Source organism: Balneolales bacterium ANBcel1 (assembly GCA_029688905.1).
Lineage (GTDB): Bacteria > Bacteroidota > Rhodothermia > Balneolales > Natronogracilivirgulaceae > SLLW01.
Window position 1 is genome coordinate 168345 of the sequence record JARULB010000001.1, and the last position, 21560, is coordinate 189904.

At 53.6% G+C, this 21560-nt stretch carries 17 protein-coding genes; 15 read left to right on the top strand and 2 right to left on the bottom strand.

The genetic code is table 11. The annotated features are described in order from the left end of the window. The first annotated feature begins 15 nt into the window (after positions 1–15). The 11 genes from QA596_00725 (at position 16) to QA596_00775 (ending at position 12082) form a co-directional block, all read left to right on the top strand. Positions 16–3045 carry a TAT-variant-translocated molybdopterin oxidoreductase gene (locus QA596_00725; GenBank protein ID MDG5765968.1) on the top strand — a complete coding sequence of 1010 codons (3030 nt, stop codon included), beginning with the start codon at positions 16–18 and terminating at the stop codon, positions 3043–3045. 54 nt (positions 3046–3099) lie between these two features. Continuing rightward, positions 3100–4494, top strand: a complete 1395-nt coding sequence (gene nrfD / locus QA596_00730) for a polysulfide reductase NrfD (GenBank protein ID MDG5765969.1) — start codon at positions 3100–3102, stop codon at positions 4492–4494. Between the two features lie 9 nt (positions 4495–4503). Continuing rightward, on the top strand, positions 4504–5046 hold the full coding sequence (locus tag QA596_00735) for a DUF3341 domain-containing protein (protein ID MDG5765970.1): 543 nt from the start codon (positions 4504–4506) through the stop codon (positions 5044–5046). Between the two features lie 27 nt (positions 5047–5073). After that, the gene (locus QA596_00740) at positions 5074–5697 is read left to right on the top strand and encodes a cytochrome c (protein ID MDG5765971.1); all 624 of its coding nucleotides are present in this window, start codon (positions 5074–5076) and stop codon (positions 5695–5697) included. Between the two features lie 118 nt (positions 5698–5815). After that, entirely contained in the window at positions 5816–7012 is a 1197-nt protein-coding gene (locus QA596_00745) for a hypothetical protein (GenBank protein MDG5765972.1), read from the top strand. A gap of 114 nt (positions 7013–7126) precedes the next feature. Beyond that, positions 7127–7477, top strand: a complete 351-nt coding sequence (locus QA596_00750) for a hypothetical protein (protein MDG5765973.1) — start codon at positions 7127–7129, stop codon at positions 7475–7477. A gap of 19 nt (positions 7478–7496) precedes the next feature. After that, positions 7497–8306 carry an SCO family protein gene (locus tag QA596_00755; GenBank protein MDG5765974.1) on the top strand — a complete coding sequence of 270 codons (810 nt, stop codon included), beginning with the start codon at positions 7497–7499 and terminating at the stop codon, positions 8304–8306. A 48-nt stretch (positions 8307–8354) separates the two neighbouring features. Then, positions 8355–9278, top strand: a complete 924-nt coding sequence (coxB, locus tag QA596_00760; GenBank protein ID MDG5765975.1) for a cytochrome c oxidase subunit II — start codon at positions 8355–8357, stop codon at positions 9276–9278. Positions 9279–9285: 7 nt separating this feature from the next. Further along, positions 9286–10995, top strand: coding sequence for a cytochrome c oxidase subunit I (ctaD, locus tag QA596_00765; GenBank protein MDG5765976.1), 1710 nt, complete (start codon positions 9286–9288; stop codon positions 10993–10995). A 31-nt stretch (positions 10996–11026) separates the two neighbouring features. Next, positions 11027–11683 (top strand): cytochrome c oxidase subunit 3 family protein, encoded by a 657-nt coding sequence (locus QA596_00770; GenBank protein ID MDG5765977.1) that lies wholly within the window; start codon positions 11027–11029, stop codon positions 11681–11683. A 96-nt stretch (positions 11684–11779) separates the two neighbouring features. Then, complete coding sequence (locus QA596_00775; GenBank protein ID MDG5765978.1) at positions 11780–12082, top strand: cytochrome C oxidase subunit IV family protein; 303 nt, start codon at positions 11780–11782, stop codon at positions 12080–12082. A 227-nt stretch (positions 12083–12309) separates the two neighbouring features. On the opposite strand, the gene QA596_00780 is transcribed toward QA596_00775, so the two are convergent. Beyond that, the gene (locus QA596_00780; protein MDG5765979.1) at positions 12310–13137 is read right to left on the bottom strand and encodes a hypothetical protein; all 828 of its coding nucleotides are present in this window, start codon (positions 13135–13137) and stop codon (positions 12310–12312) included. 404 nt (positions 13138–13541) lie between these two features. Here QA596_00780 and QA596_00785 point away from each other — a divergent pair, with 404 nt between their 5' ends. Both QA596_00785 and QA596_00790 read left to right on the top strand, forming a co-directional pair. Then, positions 13542–14564 carry a LacI family DNA-binding transcriptional regulator gene (locus tag QA596_00785; GenBank protein ID MDG5765980.1) on the top strand — a complete coding sequence of 341 codons (1023 nt, stop codon included), beginning with the start codon at positions 13542–13544 and terminating at the stop codon, positions 14562–14564. A 172-nt stretch (positions 14565–14736) separates the two neighbouring features. Beyond that, entirely contained in the window at positions 14737–16056 is a 1320-nt protein-coding gene (locus QA596_00790) for a glycoside hydrolase family 2 TIM barrel-domain containing protein (protein ID MDG5765981.1), read from the top strand. Positions 16057–16236: 180 nt separating this feature from the next. Here the strand turns inward: QA596_00790 and QA596_00795 are convergent, their stop codons facing one another. After that, on the bottom strand, positions 16237–17094 hold the full coding sequence (locus QA596_00795) for a T9SS type A sorting domain-containing protein (protein ID MDG5765982.1): 858 nt from the start codon (positions 17092–17094) through the stop codon (positions 16237–16239). A gap of 482 nt (positions 17095–17576) precedes the next feature. Between QA596_00795 and QA596_00800 the strand changes: the two genes are divergently transcribed. Both QA596_00800 and QA596_00805 read left to right on the top strand, forming a co-directional pair. Next, the gene (locus QA596_00800; GenBank protein MDG5765983.1) at positions 17577–18701 is read left to right on the top strand and encodes a family 16 glycosylhydrolase; all 1125 of its coding nucleotides are present in this window, start codon (positions 17577–17579) and stop codon (positions 18699–18701) included. A gap of 156 nt (positions 18702–18857) precedes the next feature. After that, on the top strand, positions 18858–21413 hold the full coding sequence (locus QA596_00805) for a CotH kinase family protein (GenBank protein MDG5765984.1): 2556 nt from the start codon (positions 18858–18860) through the stop codon (positions 21411–21413). Positions 21414–21560: the final 147 nt, after the last annotated feature.

The window sequence follows — 21560 nt, forward strand, 5'->3', positions numbered from 1 at the left end:
ACACCTTCCAATTTTATGGCAAAAGAGCAACAAAAGACGTACTGGCGAAGTTTAAATGAACTGGCACAGAACGAGGAGTACAAAAAGTTCGCCGAGCGTGAATTCCCGGAAAACGCAACGGAACTGACCGACGGGGTTTCCCGCAGAAATTTTCTGCAGATCATGGGGGCTTCCATTGCGCTGGCCGGGCTTTCGGCTTGCCGCAAGCCGGTGCAGAAGATCATGCCGTACGCCCGCCAGCCGGAACATGTGATCCCGGGCATTCCTTTATATTATGCTTCGGCTGCGCCTTTTCGCGGCAACCTGAGCGGTATCGTTGTTGAAACACACGAAGGCCGCCCTACAAAAATTGAAGGCAACGAGCTTCACCCCGACAGCGGGGGCCGGACCAACAGCCGGCAACAGGCCGCCATCCTTGATCTGTACGACCAGGACCGGTCGCGGAAAGTCCGACATAACGGGTCGGACAGCTCCTGGTCCGATTTCATCCGTTTTTGCTCCGAGCATTTCGCCGAGAACGGCAACAGAGTGGCTTTTATCAGCGAAGCCAACTCGTCGCCGACGCTTGCGCGACTCCGCGACCAGGCCATGCAACGCTTTCCGGACGCACGCTGGGTCACATTCGAGCCCTACAACGACGAATCCGTACTGAATGGGGTCAATATGGCTTTCGGAAGCCGGCTTCGTCCGCATTATCACTTCGACAAGGCGCGCATCACGCTTTCGCTGGATGACGACTTCATGCAGGACAGCGACAACAATGTGCGCTATATCGCGGATTTTGCGCAGAGCCGGGCGATTGCCTCCGCCGACGATGAACCGGCCAGGCTCTATGTCGCCGAAAGCAACTACTCCCTCACCGGCTCCAACGCCGATCACCGTCTGCGGATCAAATCATCCGAACTGCCCCGCTTCTGCTACAGTCTCGCGGCCGCCCTGTCCGAGCGCGTTTCCGGCCTGGAAGCCTATTCCGGATTCACAAGTGAGTTCAATGGACACAGCTGGATCAGTGTCCTTGTCGAGGAACTGATCCGCCACCGCGGCGAAAGCATCCTCACCGCCGGAGCCGAACACGATGGCGGCGTCCATGCCACCGTCGCCGCCATAAACCTGGCACTGGGCAACATCGGCCGGACCGTGGAATATCTCGATGTGCCCTGGCTCGCGGAAGATGACCAGAACCGGGCATTCTCCGAACTGACAGCCGAAATGACCGCCGGCAACATCGACACGGTGGTCCTGGTCGGGACCAACCCCGTCTTTACGGCCCCTGCCGACCTGAATGTTGAAAGCGCCCTTTCCCGGGTACCCGTGAGTATTCATCTTTCGTCCCACTACGATGAAACCTCACGCCACTGCACCTGGCATGTGCCCCGCGCCCATTTTCTTGAAACCTGGGGGGATGGCTATTCCTGCAGCGGAGCCTCGTCAATCATTCAACCCATGATCCAGCCGCTTCTGGGGGGCAAGAGCGAAGTGGAGTTTGTAAACGCGGTGGTCAACGCCGAAGATACGGCCAGCTATGACCTGATTCGGGAAACCTGGGTCAACCTCCTTCCCGCTCCCTTTGAAAGCCACTGGAACAGGGTGCTGCACGACGGACTGCTTGAGGATTCCCGCTTTGAAGCCGCCGATGTCGCCCTCTCCGCCGGCTTTGCCACCGATGTGGCCGAATTTACCAGCCGGCCTTACGAAATTCCGGCGGATGCGATAGAACTGGTCATGAGGCCCGACCCCAAACTGCACGATGGCCGTTTTGCCAACAACGGATGGCTTCAGGAGCTTCCCGATCCCATGACCAAGATCACCTGGGACAATGTTGCGCTCCTCTCCCCGAATACCGCCGAACGCATCGGCATTCCGCCATCCCGAAGGTTCGGGAATTTCGATCAGCCTGTGATCCGCATATCCACTGAAAACACCGGAGAGATCGAGATCGCCGCATGGGTTCTGCCCGGACACGCCGACGACAGCATCACCATCTACAACGGCTACGGACGGCAGCAGATCGGACGGGTAGCCGACCAGGTAGGCGTCAGCGCAAACCATCTCAGAACCACAGGCAACCGCCTTTTCCATCACAGCGTTACGGTGGATCAGGCCGGCCGCACCTACGAAATCGCCTGCACGCAGGACCATCACAGCCTGGAGGGACGTCCCCTCGTGCAGGATGCCGACCTGGAACACTACCGCGAAAACCCGACTTTTGCACAGGACGCGGTATATGTGCCTGGGGTGAAAGGCGACCGCGAGCACCCGATTCAGCTCTTTTCCGATACAGAGTGGCCGGAACACGAGCCGCAATGGGGAATGACAATCGACCTGAATTCCTGTGTCGGCTGCGGGGTTTGCACCATTGCCTGTCAGGCCGAGAACAACATACCGGTGATCGGAAAGCGGGAAGTGCGTCGCGGCCGGGAGATGCACTGGATCCGCACCGACCGCTATTTCAGCGGCGATGAACGGGAAAGCCCGAAGGTGATGCACCAGCCGGTTCCGTGCATGCACTGCGAAAACGCGCCCTGTGAGCAGGTGTGCCCGGTGGCCGCGACAACCCACAGCGACGACGGTCTCAACCAGATGACCTACAACCGCTGCATCGGAACACGGTACTGCGCCAACAACTGTCCGTATAAAGTCCGTCGCTTCAATTTCTTCAACTACTCCAAAGAGTACCTGACAGGCGGCGATGACCCGGAAATCATCCAGATGGCGATGAACCCCGATGTGACGGTCCGCTTCCGGGGTGTCATGGAGAAATGCACCTACTGTGTGCAGCGCATCAGCCGCGCCAAAATCGATACCAAAAACGAAACCGGAAACTCCATCAAGCCGCCCGACGGCACGGTCAAGACCGCCTGCCAGCAGGCCTGTCCGGCCAACGCTATCGCGTTCGGCGACCTGACCGACCGCAACAGCGCTGTTTCCATCGAAAAGCAGAAAGACCGCAACTACATGATGCTCGAGGAACTGAACGTGCGTCCGCGCACCTCGTACCTGGCAAAGATCCGCAATCCCAACCGGGAGATATCCCCGGCAACGTAACACGACAACCCGGAAACGAATAACGCACAAAGTAGTCCATAAAGCAGATATTCCATGAGTCAGAATACCGTAACGGCACCGGATAACCGGCTGGTGAAAGGCGATCACGATTTTGCCAGTGTCACCAAACTGATCAGTGATATTCCCCAGGAACGGACACCCTTGTGGTGGTATATCGCCTTCGGTATCTCGAACATTCTGCTTGCGGTCATGCTGGCCATGGTCGTTTGGCTGATTTGGAACGGGATTGGAGTCTGGGGCCTCAACAATCCGGTTGGCTGGGGCTGGGACATCACCAACTTCGTATGGTGGGTGGGAATTGGTCACGCCGGAACCCTCATCTCCGCCATTCTTTTCCTGTTCCGCCAGGGGTGGCGAACCGCCATCAACCGCTTTGCCGAGGCGATGACCATCTTCGCCGTCATGTGCGCGGGCCTGTTTCCCGCCATTCACGTCGGACGGATCTGGACCATCTACTGGATCTTCCCGCTGCCCAACTCCATGCAGCTCTGGCCCAATTTCAACAGCCCCCTTCTCTGGGACGTTTTTGCCGTGTTCACCTATCTGACCGTATCCACCCTGTTCTGGTATGTCGGACTGGTGCCCGACCTCGCCACCATGCGCGACAAGGTCAAGGGCAAAATCTCCAAAATCGCCTACGGCATCTTCGCACTGGGATGGACCGGTGCCAACCGGCACTGGCAAAACTATGAAAAAGCTTACATGATCCTGGCCGGTCTCGCGACCCCGCTCGTCCTCTCCGTGCATACCATCGTATCATTCGACTTTGCCGTCTCCATCATTCCCGGCTGGCACACCACCATCTTCCCTCCCTATTTCGTGGCCGGAGCCGTTTTCTCCGGATTCGCGATGGTGCTTTCGCTGATGATCATCACCCGCAAGCTCTACAAGCTTGAAGATATCATGACCCTCGACCACATCGAGAAGATGAACATCATCATCCTGGTAACCGGGAATATGGTCGGCTTTGCCTACGCCATGGAGTTTTTCATCGCCTGGTACAGCGGTGTGGAGTACGAAAAATTCGCCTTTATCAACAGGGCGTTCGGCCCCTATGCCTGGGCCTACTGGATTATGGTTACCTGCAACGTGGTGGCTCCGCAGTTTTTCTGGGTGAAGAAGTTCCGCAGGAATATCGCCCTGACTTTCGCTCTGTCCATTGTCATCAACATAGGCATGTGGTTTGAGCGGTTTGTGATTACGGTCACTTCGCTGGCCCAGGACTTCCTGCCCTCCTCCTGGGGGTACTTCTCTCCCACCTATGTGGATGTACTCACCTATGTAGGTACCTTCGGACTCTTTTTCACCTTCTTCCTGCTTTTCCTCCGGTTCCTGCCGATGGTTGCGATTTCGGAGGTGAAAGGGGTGATGCCCCAGGCCGATCCGGCCTATTACCGATCCGGCAACGGCAATACCAAGTCAAACTGACAACCGATTATGAGTGATAAAGAAAAAACCTTCGGCCTGCTTGCCGAGTTTGACAACCCCGCCGACCTGATGGACGCCGCGGCAGCGGTAAACAAGGCCGGCTACAGCAAGTTCGATACCTACAGCCCGTTTCCCATCCACGGGATGGACGACGCCATGGGCCTAAAGCCCTCCAAACTCGGCTGGATCGTGCTGGCTCACGGCATCATCGGCCTGCTCGGAGGGATCGCGCTGCAGATCTGGTCGATGGATATCGCCTATCCCCTTATCATCAGCGGCAAGCCGACCCTCAACTTTCCCGCGTTCGTGCCGGTCACTTTTGCGCTGGTGATTCTGCTATCGGCATTCGGCACCTTCCTAGGAATGTTTACACTTAACAAACTGCCGAAATTTTACAACCCCCTGTTCAACTCGGAACGGTTTTCCAAAGCCTCCGACGACGGTTTCTTTCTCTGTGTGGAAGCGTCCGATCCCCTGTATTCGGAAACCAAAACCACCGAGCTTCTGAAACATTCCGGAGCCACCTACACCGAGATTATTCCCGACGCCTAATTACGGATGCTTACGACCCTGACAAAAATGAAGATATCTCTGCCACACCTGTTGTCCATACTACTGCTCGCCGTTCTTTTGGGTGCGTGCCGGGGCCAGCCGTCCGACAAGCCCCCCATCCACACCCAGTATAATATGTATTGGCAGGACCGGTTCAACGCACAACAGGAAAATCCGTTCTTCGCCGACGGTCGCTCCATGCGCAGTCCGGTGGAAGGCACGGTCGCCAGAGGATTGCTGGAGGATGATCCGGCCTACTTCCATGGCCTCAACGATGACGGAAGCTACGTGCAAACCATTCCGGTCGACATCACCCGTTCGTTCATTAAACGGGGCCAGGGCCAGTACAACGTCTTTTGCACCCCCTGCCATGGCGGAGCCGGGGACGGCAACGGACCGGTTTCGGATTTCGGTTACATCGCCGCTTCCCTCCACACCGACAACGCCCGGGAAATGCCCGACGGCGAGATTTACAGCGCCATCTATAACGGCGTGCGCACCATGAACTCCTACCGCCATCTGATCAAGGTCGAAGACCGGTGGGCGATCGTCGCCTATGTGAGGGCCCTGCAACTGAGCCAGGATGCCGGAGAGGAGGATCTGGAGCGGCTCAACCTGGATCCCGAAATATTCGCCGCCGGTGAGAACTGATGGAGCACAGGAATCAGGCCGGTGATTCCGAACATGTTCCTGCCGGCCGTTTATCTGAATCAACTGTACGCATTTTCCTACACATATCTGAAGTAACGATATTTTAAACTCGCAAAACATGAGCATGGATACCCATCACACCACGCTTTCCGACAGGCTGACCTTCCCCGAGGAGAACCGTATCTCCGTCGGCTTCCTTGCTGCCGGTATCATTGGAGTTATTCTGAGCCTCATCGGACTTGTTGTCAATACCGAGCAGTTCTTCTACTCCTACCTCACCAGCTTCGCTTTCATCGCCAGTCTGGTACTTGGAGCCCTCTTTTTCGTGATGGTGCAACATGTCACCCGCTCCAGCTGGAGTGTTGTCATACGGCGCATACCGGAAACCATCTCCTATCAGCTTGTGTGGCTGGGCATTCTCTTTATTCCGATTCTGTTCGGCATGGAAATTCTCTACGAATGGACACGACCGGAACGCATCGCCACCGACGCGCTCACCCAGCACAAGCTTCCCTATCTCAACCTTCCGTTCTTTATCATTCGGAACATCATCTACTTTGCCGTCTGGGCCTATCTGGGTTACAAGCTATACCGCAACTCCATTGCCATGGACCGAAACCCGGATCCGGCACTCGACCGGCAGCAACGCGTACTCAGCGCTCCCGGCCTGCTGATATTCGCGTTTACGGTAGCTTTCGCCTCATTCGACTGGCTGATGTCCATGGACTCCCACTGGTTCTCCACCATGTTCGGCGTCTACTACTTCGCTATGAGTTTCCAGACCATACTTGCCGTGGTCATCGCATTGGTGCTCTATCTGTTCCGCAAGGGGCTGCTCACGAATACCATCAACAAGGCGCATATTCACGACCTCGGAGCGTTTCTGTTCGGGTTCAGCGTATTCTACGCCTACATCGCCTTCAGCCAGTTCCTGCTCATCTACTACGCCAACATCCCTGAAGCGACCCTATGGTTTTACTACCGCTTCGAGGGGAACTGGATTGTGCTGGCCTGGCTGTTTCTGATCGGCCGGTTTGTCATTCCGTTTGTTTTGCTGCTGAAGAGAAAGGCCAAAACCAACTACAAACTGCTCATGGGCGTATCGCTCTGGATTATCGCCCTGCAATTCCTGGAGATGTTCTGGATCGTGATGCCGATCCTACACCAGGGCGCCTTCTCCATCCACTGGCTTGATATCGCCCTGCTTCTGGCCTTTTTCGGCATTTCGGCCGGCCTGTTTTTCCGCCAGTTCGGCAAACACAGCATGATCCCGAAAAACGATCCGCTGCTCACCGAATCCCTGAACAAACACTGACATCCAGGTACAGCCGCTATGCATCACTGCTGATTCGACAGGTAAGAGCCGTCCGAAAACAGGAACTGTAACTTACCTCCAATTGTATAATTAACAACTATCTGTTGTAGCATTATGGAAAAAGAACCAAAATCCGGTTACCAGGCCGACCTGGAACACTCTCTCGGTGATGGTGTCTCACCGGACAACATCAATCTGCGTACCGTCTCCTTCTGGATCATTCTCGGAATTGTGATTGTCGTCATCACCCTGTTCGGAGTATATAATATGTTTTCTTATAATCAGTTTCTATCTTCCCAGCAAGCTGCCATTGACGCCGACTATCACGAACTGAACGAACGCCGCGCGGCGGATCACCGGATGCTGAACTCCTTCGAGGTGGTGGATGAGGAGGCACGGCGCTACCGCATCCCGATCGACAGTGCGATGACACTGATGGTAGCCGGACGGGACAATGCACCCTGAAACAACCGCACAACCCTTTATGAAACTGCAACTCCTCTTAATGATGGCCTGCCTGCTTCCGCTGCTTTACGCGGCTCCTGCGGCCTCTCAGCACAACATCCCCCCCCGGGAGCTGGAAAATGTGGGGATTACCGAAAAGCTCGGGGAATACATCAGTGGCGATATCACGCTGTTCAACGAGCACGGCGAGGAGGTTACGCTGGACAGCTATCTGAACAACGGCCGGCCGATTATCCTCGCCATGGTTTACTACGAATGTCCGATGCTCTGCAACCTGATTCTTCAGGGGATGATGCGCGGTGTGCGTGACCTCTCCTGGCAGCCTGGTGAGGAGTATGACATTCTGGCCGTGAGTATCAGTCCCACCGAGACCCCCGAGCTGGCCAGGGAAAGCAAGCAGATCTATGTTGAGATGCTGAACAATCCCGAAGCCGCAGACGGTATCCATTTCATGACCGGCAGCGAAGCGGAGGTCCGGCGCCTGGGTGACGAAGTCGGCTTCTACTATCAGTGGAACGAGCAGACCCAGGAGTACATGCACGGCTCCGCGCTCATATTTCTCTCGGAGAACGGCCGGATTTCCCGTTACCTGAATGGGATCGACTATCCTGAGCTGATGCTTCGCAACGCCTTGTCCGACGCCGCTGACGGCCGCATCGGCACGGCCCTGGATCGTGTAGTGCTCTACTGTTTTCAATTTGACGCGTCATCGGGGTCCTATGTGCCGGTGGCCGTCAACATCATGAAACTCGGTGGTGCGGCCACACTGCTGCTGCTCGGCCTGTTTCTCGGCTTCTTTTACTACCGCGAACGGAAGACCCATAAATAACAGAACCGCTAGGACTTCTCCGAACTTATGAACAGAATCATCGAATACATGCTTCCTCCACAACGCTCGACTGTTGCCGGCGATGTGGACAGCCTTTTCACCTTCATCAATGTTGCGGGTTTCATACTCTTCGCAGGGATCATGATCACCATCCTGATTTTCGTGATCAAATACCGGAGAAAGTCGGAGGACGATGTCACCCCGGTCATCACACACAACAGCATCCTTGAGGTCACCTGGACCGTCATTCCCATCATCCTCATTTTGATTGTATTCAGCTGGGGATTTCGTGGATTTCTGACGCTGTCGAGTCCGCCGCCCAACGCCTACGAAATCAATGTTACGGCGGCGTCCTGGCTTTGGGAGTTCCGGTATCCCGGCGGAGGCACCACTGTCAACGAAGTGTTTGTGCCTGTAGATCGACCCGTCAAATTTATCATGCGGTCCGACGATGTGCTGCACTCCCTCTACGTGCCCGACTTCCGGATTAAGATGGACGTACTGCCGAATCGCTACACAACCACCTGGTTTCAGGCAACCGAAACCGGTCAGTCGATCCTCTACTGTACCGAGTATTGCGGTACCGCCCACTCCGACATGCTTGCTACGGTTCATGTGCTTTCGCAGGATGAGTTTGAAGAATGGCTGGAAACCGGCCTTGAGATCGATGAAGACATGCCGCTGGCCGAACTCGGTGAGGCCACCTACACCAGTGCCGGGTGCAACGCCTGTCACTCACTGGACGGGACCAGCCGTATCGGTCCCTCGTTCCTGAATCTGTTCGGTTCCGACCGGGAGCTGCAGGACGGATCGGTCGTGGTCGCTGACGAAGATTACATCCGGCGCTCCATCCTCGACCCCCAGGCCGAGGTAACGGCGGGCTATCCGAACAACATGCCCTCCTATGCCGGGCGGCTCAATGAACGGCAAATCGACGGACTGATCGCTTTTATCAAAGAACTGCAAGACTGATTATACCATGGCCGAACGCTCTGCAAATACGCTCCGGATTCGTGAGTTCCCCATCGACGAGAACCCGAAGCACACCTATCTGAATCACGAGAAAGGAATCCTGTCGTGGCTTTTCACTCTCGATCACAAGCGCATAGGGTTGCTTTACCTGGGTTCGATTACTTTTTTCTTCTTTGTTGGAGGCGTACTAGCCCTCCTGCTGCGCACCGAGCTCCTCACCCCCGCGCAAAGCATCATCGACGCCGATACGTATAATCAGATCTTCACCCTGCACGGGGCGATCATGATCTTCCTGTTCATCATCCCCTCGATCCCGGCAGCGCTGGGCAACTTCTTCCTACCGATGATGATCGGCGCCAAGGATGTCGCCTTTCCCCGGCTGAACCTGGCCAGCTGGTGGATCTACATCTTCGGCGCGCTGTTTGCGCTCTTTTCTATTGTCAACGGAGCGGTTGATACCGGATGGACCTTCTACACCCCGTACAGCGTCCAGACCGGCACAGCGGTGGTTTCCATGACTCTTGCGGTGTTCATTCTCGGCTTTTCATCCATTCTTACCGGTATCAACTTCATCGTCACCCTCCACAAACTGAGAAGTCCCGGTCTTTCGTGGAGCAAAATGCCGCTGTTTCTGTGGTCCCTGTATGCGACGGCCGTCATCCAGATTCTTGCGACACCGGTGCTGGCCATCACCGTGCTACTGCTGGCGATGGAGCGGATTCTCGGGATCGGGATATTCGACCCGGCTATGGGAGGCGACCCGGTGCTCTACCAGCACTTCTTCTGGTTCTACTCGCATCCGGCCGTCTATATCATGATCGTCCCTGCCTTTGGTATCATTTCGGAACTGATCTCCACTTTCTCCCGAAAAACCATCTTCGGCTACTGGGCCATCGCCCTTTCGAGCCTCGCCATCGCGTTTATCGGGTTTCTTGTCTGGGGCCATCACATGTTCGTCTCCGGACAGTCCGAACTCTCATCGGTGGTATTCTCGTTTCTGACATTCTTTGTGGGTGTGCCGACCGGCATCAAGATTTTCAACTGGGTGGCCACCATGTACCGGGGATCCATCGATCTCAAAACCCCGATGCTCTACGCCCTGGCGTTTCTTTTTCTGTTTACTATCGGCGGACTGACCGGCATCATGATCGGCGCGCTCTCCATCAACGTCCATTTGCACGATACCTATTATATCGTTGCCCATTTCCACTATGTAATGATGGGCGGGACGGTGATCGCGCTGCTCGGCGGCATCCACTACTGGTGGCCCAAGATGACGGGCAGAATGTATAACGAGATGTGGGGACGCATCACCTGCGGCATTATCTTCGTCTCCTTCAACATGACCTTCCTTCCCCAGTTCATCATGGGCAGCCAGGGAATGCCGAGGCGGTATTTCAACTACGTGGACCAGTTTCAGGGGCTGCACCAGTTTTCCACTATCGGCTCCTATCTGCTTGGGCTGGGTTTTGTGATCATGGCGGTTTACCTGGCCTGGTCGCTTTTCAAGGGGCCCAGGGCGACATCCAACCCCTGGAAGGCACGGTCACTGGACTGGATGACCTCCTCGCCTCCGACACATCACAACTTTGAATACACCCCGGTGATCCTCCACGGTCCGTATGACCATCACAAACCGATGAAGGAGTTCCGAATGGGCGTAGCTGAATCAGAAGAGGAGCGGGAATCCGCCAAACAGAAACCACTGAAATCCTAATCGCACGGCGTTAAACCAATTTCATAATCGTATGGGGAATCAGAGTGCAGCGGCAGGCAGAAAGTCGCATTTACAACATCACTTTGTCAACGAAGACCAGCAGTTCGAGTCTTCGAAAATGGGTATGTGGATTTTTCTTGTCACCGAGGTGCTGATGTTCGGGGGCCTTTTTGTGGCATACATTATATACCGGGCATGGCACCCGGACCTGTTCTACATGGCCGCCCAGGAACTGGATGTGGCCCTTGGGGCGACCAACACGGTCGTTCTCATCGCCAGCAGCCTGACCATCGCCCTTGCGATCCGCGCGGTCCAGCTCGACAAGATCAAGGCCGCTATCAACTACCTGTCGGCCACCCTGCTACTTGCGGGCACCTTTCTGGTGATCAAGTACTTCGAATATATGGACAAGTTCGGCAAGGGGATCTATCCCGGCCAGGCCTACTCGTACGAGGGGATCCATCATGAGATGGCCGTGAACTTTTTCAGTATTTACTACATGATGACCGGCCTGCACGGTATTCACGTGCTTGTCGGTATGGCCCTGATCGGCTGGATGATCATTAAGGCCAAAAAGGGTGCTGTGCACAGCGGCTACTATACGCCTGTGGAAAACACCGGCCTGTTCTGGCACCTGGTGGACATCATCTGGATTTTCCTGTTTCCGCTGCTCTACCTGATCGACTGATATGCCACCGGGCGCGACTCGCTGCCAACGAACTACCAACGAATTCCGGCTCACTCCGAAATAACAAGATCCCGACCAAGATCACAGACCAAGAACATGAGTACTCATCACATTTCAACCCTTCCCACGCTGCTTTCCGTAGCCGGCGCCCTGCTGGTACTCACTTTCCTCACCGTGGCCGTCACCTGGATAAACATTCCCGAACCGTTCAATGTAATTGTGGCCATTGCCATAGCCATTGTTAAAGCGGCCATAGTCGCCATGTTTTTCATGAATCTCTACTGGGACAGCAAATTCAATACGATCGTCTTTCTGCTGTCCATCCTATTCCTGACGATTTTTGTGAGTATCACACTGCTGGACACCCTGTTCCGTGACGCGGGGCTTCCGATTTACTGATAGCAGGAGATTCAGCTTCCCTTGCAGCATCCACGTTGGCTCTCCCTTCACTCCTTGTCGGGACGGGGAAAACGCGCGACATACGGTTTTTCAATCCGCAACGTGTACAGGAAAGGTTTGAAAGTCGTCTGGCTGGTTAGATAACCGCGCATCATTATTATTCAAACAGAAGCCTGGAAGCCTGTTCAGAAAGAGATTGCACTGATTGATTCCGTTGGCCGATGAGATTACCGATGAGAAGTTTCATCGGCAGTGACCGGGTCGGTCTGCAGATCGGCAATTTCCTTTGGGAGCATCGGGTTTTCGAGCCGGATGATCTTGCGCCGGCTCAGCCCGATTTTTTCCATGACGCCCTTGTTGTGATCCGCAAACAGCCGGTCCATTGTGCGGTCGGCGGAAATTATCCTCATCCCCCTTGCAATTCTGGCGGCCAGTTCCGGTTCATCCGGATTCACATAAAAAAGGAGTGGCAGCGGGTAATGGATCAGCAGGTGGCCCACGGTAGTCACATTTGCCAATTCATCCTCTCTTTCGGCAAACACACCATCCACTTCGTTGATGCCAAGGGTCGTAAATGCAAACTCTCCATTGCGGAGGTTGGCAAACAGCTCGTCAAACCCGCCCTTTTCGATAACAGTAAACCCGTTATGTCTCAGAAGATCAGCGTCGGTCCACAGTTCCGGTATACCCACCTTGAATCTTTTCAATGCATCCGAACTATCGATTTGGGCAAAGTGGTCTTGATCCTCTTCCCTGATGATGATCACCCGATATCCCAGCAGATTGTTAAGAATCGGATGGTAGATCACGGTTTTGTCTTCCTTCGACATTTTCCGGTTTCCTGCCGTGGTAACAAACAGGTCATGGCCGTACTTTCTGAATGCGCTGGACTCCATGTTTCCGGGGTAATCATCCATACGTTCAACAAGCTTCCAGGCACCATACTCTTGTCTGGTGGCATGCAATGCGGCCGTCAACACATCTCTCTCGTAATCCCTCCTGACGGAAGACCTGTTTCCGCTCCAAAAATCAATTACCTGTATTCGGTCTCTCATAGCCTGGAAACAGTGATCGCTGCAAAAGTCCTGTACCCAACAAACATTAATGCAAATATTTTCATCATCATGCATAAAACTACTCATTATTAATGCAAACATCAATTCCGGTTACATATAGAAATCGGCAGGATCCAGATGTGATGGCCGGCAAACAGATGCTATTTGATATAGGCCCAATAACTAGTCGTTTTTTTCATGAGAATTCCAGAATGCATCAACGCGTAAGTATTTGGCAGTACACCTGAACCACCCGGATAAACCCTGGTTCTCCAGTAACAGCCTACAGCGTTAATTTCGCGTTAAATAAATGTCCATGGGTTTGTTGTTTCCTCTGTTTTTATTATTATTACCACAGATATGCAAAATTTTTACTTTCCTTTCCCACCGGAGAACTCTCGCTGATGAAAGTAACACTGAAAGATATTGCAAAGGAAACCGGCTATTCGATTTCGACCATATCCCGCGTATTGAGCAATGTGGGAAAAATCAGCAGCAAGGCGCGTGAAGAAATTCTTCAGGCAGCCCAGAGGTTGAACTACCCCACTTCCCGAATTGCAGGGTACGAAGTCAGGAAAAAGAACCTCAACATCGCACTGATAACCGATTTCCACGAGGGTGAGTTTTACGCATCCTACTACTACGGGGTGGAGCGAGCGGCTTCGGAGGACCATGTTCGGTTGGCATTGCTGAATGTAACGGATCCGAGAAAAAACGTTAAAAAGTTTATGACCGAGCTCCTGTCGGACAAGTACTATGATTGTGCCATCATTTACATTCCGGAGCTTTTAAGAAAGGATTACGAGGAGTTGCTGGAGGTTATCCCGGACAGTTTTCCGGTTGTTTCAAACGCCCTGATTGAGAACTCCATTTTGTCTACCATCACCTTTGACGGCTACAGTGGCGGGCATCAGGCGGCACGGCTTTTCTATAAACGCGGTTACAGGAGGGTCGGCATTGTAAAAGGTCCCGCGAACAAAGCGGAGAGCAGATTCAGGTATAATGGTTTCAAAGATTACGTCGACGGAAAACCTGATATGGATCTGGTGTGGGAGTATCAGGGGGATTTCGAGTTCAACTCCGGAGTACAGAGTTTTTACGCCATGAGAGAGAGTGACTCCGAACCTGATGCCGTTTTCATCAGCAATGATTTCATGGCAACGGCCTTTGTCGATACCGCCGTAGCCAATAATGTGATGGTGCCGGATGATATCGCCGTACTTGGATATGACGACCTGCCGATGTGCCGGAACAACAATCCCACCATATCATCCGTGCGGACCGATTTTCGTCAGCTTGGCTTTACGACTATCCAGACTTTGAAAAACCGGCTTTCCGGAAACGGCCAGCAAAGCGGGATGCTCAGCCTCATCCCGGTCAGTATCAATGAAAGAGAGTCGATTGCGGTCAAGCCGGTCCGGGCTTAGATCCGACACAAAGCCTGTTCCTTGCCACCGTCGATGCGCGCGCTCATCCACAGAGCCTTCGGAATAGCGTATCGGATCGATATTTATCTGCCTGGCAATATGTTGCCGGTGCGGGAGCAGAGCACCTGATCCCATGGAATTACAGTAACCGTCACCAACCCATCACAAGCAGATGAAACCATCGAATGTTCGCACAACAGCTGTTTGGGCTCTATTTATCGTATTTATTCTGACCGGCTTTGCCTGTTCGGGGACAACGGAGCACTCCGGACAGAGTGTCCCGGTAACACTGGAGCAGGACGGGGACGGGAATTACACCATCTATCGTGACGGGGAACCCTATTTCATCAAGGGAGCAGGCGGAAGCTCCCGTCTTGACATGCTGGTGGAGACCGGAGGAAACTCCATCAGGACCTGGTCAACCGATGACGCCGGGCGCATTCTCGACGAGGCGCATGAACGCGGCCTTTCCGTCATGCTCGGAATCTGGCTGCAGCACGAGCGGCACGGGTTCAATTATGATGATGAGGAGGCCGTAGCGCGCCAAAAAAACGAAGCTCGGGAGAAGATTCTGCGCTACCGGGATCATCCCGCACTCCTGGCATGGGGACTCGGAAATGAAGTCAATCTTCAGTATAGTAACACCCGTGTATGGCACGCTGTCGAGGATATTGCGCAGATGGCAAGGGAGCTCGCTCCGAACCAACTCGTAACGACCGTCATTGCCGGTATCGATCAGGAAATCGCCCGTCTTGTCACAGAGAAAGTACCCTCCATTGACTTTCTGAGCATCAACACCTACGGTGGCCTTGACGATTTGCCGCAGAGAATCCGGGAGACCGCCTGGGACGGGCCTTATGCCGTTACAGAATGGGGGCCTACCGGACACTGGCAGGTGGATCGTACCGGCTGGGATGTTCCCATTGAGCCCACAAGTACCGAAAAAGCTGCGCAGTATCTTTCCCGGTATCAGAACAGCATTCTGGGGGATCCGGATCGATGCCTCGGATCATACACCTTTCTCTGGGGACAAAAGCAGGAGACAACTCCCACCTGGTACGGGGTGTTTCTTGAGACCGGGGAGATAACCGAAGTGGTCGATGTCATGCACTACAACTGGACCGGTGAATGGCCTGAACTGCGGGCTCCATCCATCCACAGCATCACTATAGACGGACTTTCAGCCCGCGACGACATCTACCTGAGCCCCGGCGGCACATACATGGCATCGGTTGAGGGTTCCCACCCGAACAACAGCTCCTTCGAAATCCGCTGGGAGTTTCTTCCCGAAAGCACAGACGTTCAGGTTGGCGGAGATCATGAAGAACGTCCCGAAACCATCTTCGGTCTTGAAGTTGAGAATAAGGGAGAAACACTGGTCTTTCGCGCTCCTGAACAGCCGGGCCCCTACCGCCTGTTTGTCTATCTGGTGACCGAAGACAACCGTGCCGCTACCGCGAACATTCCGTTCTTTGCAGGCGAGCAACAGTGACCTTTACCGCTTGTCCATGTCGGACCGACACGCTCGGCTTTGCCTGATACCACAGGATGATGCCCCTCCGCCGATAGCTTGCGACGCCATTTGCGAGCAAAAAAAGGGTTGTTCGCGGTACAAGCGCAAACAACCCTGAAAATATCCGGCTGACAAGTAAGTGTCAGCTGAAATCACACATTACTTGACAAGCGTCAGTGTGCGTGTGAGTACCTGGTTTCCTGCCTGGAGACGGTACAGATAGACACCGCTGGAAAACCCGGCTGCGTCAAAAGTAACCGAATGCTGTCCGGCTGAGAGGTGTCCTTCTTCCAGAACTGCGACTTGCTGACCCAGCATGTTATACACGCTCAGTGTCACCTGGGAAGATTCCGGAAGCGCAAAATCGATACTGGTTGTCGGGTTGAACGGATTCGGGTAGTTCTGGCTCAGTTGCAAGGTCCGGGGAACATCGGAGACTGCCGGCTCGCTGCTGGTCGGCTCTCCCGATACAAACTCGAAGTGATCCATGAACCAGGTGTCGTTAGCACCGCCTGATGCAGGATCTCCGCTCAGATCTGCGATAACAACAACCCTGTCCCAGGGAGCCTCACCGGCCAGCTCCTGAATATCCCACTCCAGTTCCACCCACTCTTCCTCGGCAGTCACTTCTGCAAACATTTCAGGGGATTCCGGCCCTACCTGCATCTCAAGCTTCATCATAACTTCGATTCCGCCACGTGGTGACCAGACTCTCATGCGGAAGCTCGTCTGCTCATTAATATCGATGGGTTCGGGGAGGTTGTAGAAGAAACCGGCCCAGCCCTGTGCTCCAGCCGATTTTTCATACCGTAATACATAGTCGGTCTCATTCAGCCCGGATTTATCCGGGTTTTCAATTCTTTCCAGAACTGCACCCTCAAACGGGAACATTACAGGGTCTTCTTCCCAGTTGATCTCCTCGTCATCAAAATTGAACGTCCAGGGAAGAGGTACGAGATCAGCGTCATCCTCTGAGGGGGGCGGATCCAGAACCTGTCCAGCGGCGGTGCTGAACATAAACATTGGCAAAAATAAGCCAAGAACCATGTATTTCATCGTTGCTGTAAGCTTGTTATTCATAGCATCCTCAATATTATTAATTCTTGTTACTCCAGCTTCGGCGCAACACGGGCTGATAGCGCTTTCCGTACGCACCGGTTTTGTCGATCTGACTTACCTTATGTTACTATAGTTACAATAAAAATGCAAATATTTCCCACAATCAATACAACTATATTGCGCTTTTTTCATTCCCCGCCAGATGCAAAATACCGGTGTATCGTGCTGAAAGCGGGCCTATGGGATTGCAAAAACAGGATTAGTCACTATCATATTACATACTTGGCGCGTGAATCAGCCACATGAACCCAACGGGAAACATATTGCAAAATATTTCATTTTTTGCAATATTGATATAAAACAAGAATATACCCAACAGGCTGCAGTCGTTTTTCCGGTACAGAAATCAGCCGGAAACTGTCGATAAAACCGGAGAACCCATGACACTTAACAGAATTACATCCATCTCTTTTTTGCTTTTTGCGATACATCTGCTTGTCTCACAGCCGGCTGTATCACAGGACTGGCAGCTGGTCTGGTCCGATGAATTTGGTACAGAAACCCTGGATACCACCAATTGGGAATACATGATCGGTACCGGTTCTCAGTATGGTGTTCCGGCAGGCTGGGGCAACAGTGAGCTTCAGTACTACACCGACCGCGAAGAAAACATCTTCGTCCAGGATGGCAAGCTGCATATTGTTGCCAGGGAAGAATCCTACAGAACCAGGAACTACACCTCGGCCCGCATCCGCTCTCTTGGCAAAGCCGATTTCCGGTACGGCAAATTTGAAGTACGCGCCAGGATGCCAAAAGGCCAGGGCCTGTGGCCTGCTATATGGATGCTCCCGACGGATAATGTCTATGGCGGATGGCCCCGAAGCGGGGAAATCGACATTCTTGAAATCGTGGGGCATGAGCCACATATCGCCCATGGAACCATTCACTATGGTGAGTCGGCAGGTGCCGGACATTCACTTACCGGGGGACGATACATCCTCAGAGATGGCAGTACCTTCAATGATGATTTCCACATTTTCTCAATAATATGGGAGCCTGAAAGAATCGAATGGTATGTGAACGGTAATTTATATCACTTTGCAACTCCGGGTCATACCAATCCCTACCCCTGGGTTTTTGATCAGAAATTCCATCTTTTGCTTAATGTTGCCGTGGGTGGCAACTGGCCGGGCAATCCCGACAACACCACCGAATTTCCACAGGAGATGGTCGTTGACTGGATCCGTGTATATCAGGATGCGACGCTCACCTCCGCGGGCGATGAAACAGAGGAAAGGCCCGGTTCTTTTACCCTCTCCCAAAACTACCCCAACCCGTTCAACCCAACCACCAATATTTCGTTTGAAATCGCAGAAGCCGGACACGTATCCATCAAGGTGTATGACATGCTAGGCCGTTTGGTCGCCCGGCCGGTCAACGGTGACTTCCACACCGGAAGCCACACCATCAGCTTCGATGCAAGCAACCTGAGCTCCGGCACATACATCTACCGTCTGGAGTCCGGTGGCTACGAACAGGCGCGAACCATGCAGCTGATGAAATAGGCATTAGCTCCTTATCAGGCGGGCCGGGCACGATCCGGCCTGCATTCTTTGGTTTTTTTTCCCGGATCAACAAATTCCATCTTCCGGCTATCCTCCTGAAGCCGGACAGATGGGGCAACTTTTTTATTTCCTTTCTCAACCGACTTCTCCGTAAAGATGTTTCGATTCTTTGGTACACCCTACCTGCTATTTTTAACCCTCTTTCCCCTGTCAGCACCTGGCAATAACGCAGTCTCCCCACCCGGCTTCTCCCTTCCGGCAGGAACCTACACCGAGCCATTCGGTTTAACTTTTACCGTACCTGAGGGATCAACAGTCCGATACACCACCAATGGCGAAAAGCCATCGGAATCCTCAAGGGCCTATGAGAATGGCGCATCCGTTGACATATCGGGATCGGTCATGGTGCGGGCACGTGCATTCCGTGACGGATACGAGCCCAGTGATTCAAAAACCAAAACGTTTATTCAGTTGCACCCCAATGTGGCCGACTTTGATTCAAATCTGCCGCTGGTCATTGTAAATCAGTTCGACAATGTCATGCATCCGGAGGGACATCACCGCAGCACCGTCCATTTTTCCGTTATCGACCTTGATAGCGACGGGCGCGCACATCTTCTCACCGATGATCTGCACCTTCACAGCCGGTCGGAGTCCAACTACCGGGGCTCCAGCTCACTTGCGTTTCCGAAAAAACAATTCGGGGTTCGATTGATCGACGAGGCAGGCGATAACCGGAATGAATCCATCCTGGGATTGCCCTCCGAAAATAACTGGATCATGCACGCGCCATGGGATGACCGAACGCTGATCCGGAACGCTGTCGCCTATCAGCTGAGCAGCGACATGGGTCGATATGCCCCGCGTACCCGGTTTGTGGAATTGTTCCTGCACGAGGGTGACGGCCCGGTTACCGCAGGTCATTATCACGGTGTCTATATGCTGGTCGAGCGAATCAAGTGGGATAACAATCGCGTGAACATTGAAAAAATCACTCCGGACGACAACTCAGAGCCGGAAATCACCGGCGGTTACATCATCAATTTCGACCGTGATGTCCATATTCGAAGCAGAAACCGCAACACCGGCTTTGCCCTTGTGCGTCCACAGGACCATGACATCACCCCGCAGCAGCGCAACTGGATTGAACATTTCCTTGGTGACCTGGAGGCTGCTTTATTCGGCCCGCAGTTTCATGACCCGGACGAAGGGTACGCGGCCTGGCTCGATCCCGAATCATTCATTGACCACCATCTCATAACAGAAACCCTGAAAGAGATGGACGGATACCGGCTCAGTACGTATCTGTACAAGGACCGCGGCGGACGGGTGATTATGGGTCCGGTATGGGACTACAACCTGAGCCTGGGCAACTATATCACTACCGAGGGCTGGAACGGTCATGATCCCACAGGATGGTACTACACCCATGTCCCTGAGGAGATGTATCTGAATGGTTGGTACACCCGACTATTCCAGGATCCGGATTTTGCGCAGCGCTATCAGGATCGCTGGTGGGAGTTGCGGCAAGGGCCTTTTTCAAGCGGCCATATTGTAAATATGATTCATGATTATGTGGACAAGCTCGGGGAGGCCATTGACCGTAATTTTGAACGCTGGGACATCCTGGGGGAAGATGTCTGGCACTGGAGCCGCGACGGTTTTGATACCTATGAGGAGGAAATCGACTATATGGTCAACTGGATTGAGACCAGGCTTGACTGGATCGATTCGCAGATGGGGGATCCGCCCGCTGATCTTCCCGAGTCCAACCTCCGCTATTATTGGTATTTCAGCGATAATATGCCCAACAACACCCCACTTGAAACCGTAGATGCGACATATGCGCTGATGCATGACGCCAAAATCCGTTATCACTCCGCTCTGGACGGCTACCCCTTCGATGAGGATCACGCTCATTGGCGCAAAGCGTCCATGGAGCGTCGTAATCGTCCAACCGATATTAACTACCTGCCGGATGGCAACGAGGGACGTCCGTTCGACCAGGGCAACATGCGCGGACTGCAGGTACGTCAGCCTTTCCGGGGAGATGCCGGAGAAAATACGCTGATATTCGAAATGCCCACCACTAACATGGAAAAAATCGTATTCCGTTTTGCCGCTATGGACGAAGGAGCAGCTGACGAGCTCGTCATCGACTATGCTACGGAACCGGATGCTCCGAATCATGATGCAAGCTGGACGGCAGACGGGATCGCTCAGTCACGTTTTCCGTTGTCGGTTGAGTACCGGGAAGTTACCATTGATTTCCGGAATATCGGGGATGTGCAAGACAACCCTGATTTCAGGGTTCGTATCCGTTTTGACGGGGACGATATGTCCAGGGATGAAGGTAACCGCGTAACATTCAATAATATCAGCTTGGAAGAGTACACAGGGGATGGGTCAAGCGTGGATTCACCGAGAGAGGCAGACCCGGAAGGCGCCGAACATTTCCAACTTGATCAGAATTATCCCAATCCGTTCAATCCTGCTACCGTGATCAGTTACCAAATCCCTCAAAGCGGCCATGTATCGCTGGAAGTCTATGACATCCTCGGGCAGCGCGTGGCAACGCTGGTTAACGAGCACGTTCCGGCGGGGCGCCATGATGCTGTATTTGACGCATCCGATCTCTCAAGCGGAGTATACATTTATCGGCTGGAAACCGGCCGGAAAAGCTTTTCACGCACCATGATGCTGGTGAGATAGCATCCCGGATAACCGCCATGCCCTCAAAGGGCACGGCGGCATGTTTCCGGAACGCCTCATCCAAGCAGCCCGTCACCTCCTGATGCAGAGACATGCTACAGGGCCGAACCTGTTCAAACTGTGTTGCACATCATGACCAGGAGAGGC

What these genes read in the sequence shown, in the direction of transcription:
- QA596_00725 (MDG5765968.1), top strand. Translation starts at nt 16, where the DNA reads ATGGCAAAAGAGCAACAAAAGACGTACTGGCGAAGTTTAAATGAACTG.
- nrfD (MDG5765969.1), top strand. Translation starts at nt 3,100, where the DNA reads ATGAGTCAGAATACCGTAACGGCACCGGATAACCGGCTGGTGAAAGGC.
- QA596_00735 (MDG5765970.1), top strand. Translation starts at nt 4,504, where the DNA reads ATGAGTGATAAAGAAAAAACCTTCGGCCTGCTTGCCGAGTTTGACAAC.
- QA596_00740 (MDG5765971.1), top strand. Translation starts at nt 5,074, where the DNA reads ATGAAGATATCTCTGCCACACCTGTTGTCCATACTACTGCTCGCCGTT.
- QA596_00745 (MDG5765972.1), top strand. Translation starts at nt 5,816, where the DNA reads ATGAGCATGGATACCCATCACACCACGCTTTCCGACAGGCTGACCTTC.
- QA596_00750 (MDG5765973.1), top strand. Translation starts at nt 7,127, where the DNA reads ATGGAAAAAGAACCAAAATCCGGTTACCAGGCCGACCTGGAACACTCT.
- QA596_00755 (MDG5765974.1), top strand. Translation starts at nt 7,497, where the DNA reads ATGAAACTGCAACTCCTCTTAATGATGGCCTGCCTGCTTCCGCTGCTT.
- coxB (MDG5765975.1), top strand. Translation starts at nt 8,355, where the DNA reads ATGCTTCCTCCACAACGCTCGACTGTTGCCGGCGATGTGGACAGCCTT.
- ctaD (MDG5765976.1), top strand. Translation starts at nt 9,286, where the DNA reads ATGGCCGAACGCTCTGCAAATACGCTCCGGATTCGTGAGTTCCCCATC.
- QA596_00770 (MDG5765977.1), top strand. Translation starts at nt 11,027, where the DNA reads ATGGGGAATCAGAGTGCAGCGGCAGGCAGAAAGTCGCATTTACAACAT.
- QA596_00775 (MDG5765978.1), top strand. Translation starts at nt 11,780, where the DNA reads ATGAGTACTCATCACATTTCAACCCTTCCCACGCTGCTTTCCGTAGCC.
- QA596_00780 (MDG5765979.1), bottom strand. Translation starts at nt 13,137, where the DNA reads ATGAGAGACCGAATACAGGTAATTGATTTTTGGAGCGGAAACAGGTCT.
- QA596_00785 (MDG5765980.1), top strand. Translation starts at nt 13,542, where the DNA reads ATGAAAGTAACACTGAAAGATATTGCAAAGGAAACCGGCTATTCGATT.
- QA596_00790 (MDG5765981.1), top strand. Translation starts at nt 14,737, where the DNA reads ATGAAACCATCGAATGTTCGCACAACAGCTGTTTGGGCTCTATTTATC.
- QA596_00795 (MDG5765982.1), bottom strand. Translation starts at nt 17,094, where the DNA reads ATGTTCAGCACCGCCGCTGGACAGGTTCTGGATCCGCCCCCCTCAGAG.
- QA596_00800 (MDG5765983.1), top strand. Translation starts at nt 17,577, where the DNA reads ATGACACTTAACAGAATTACATCCATCTCTTTTTTGCTTTTTGCGATA.
- QA596_00805 (MDG5765984.1), top strand. Translation starts at nt 18,858, where the DNA reads ATGTTTCGATTCTTTGGTACACCCTACCTGCTATTTTTAACCCTCTTT.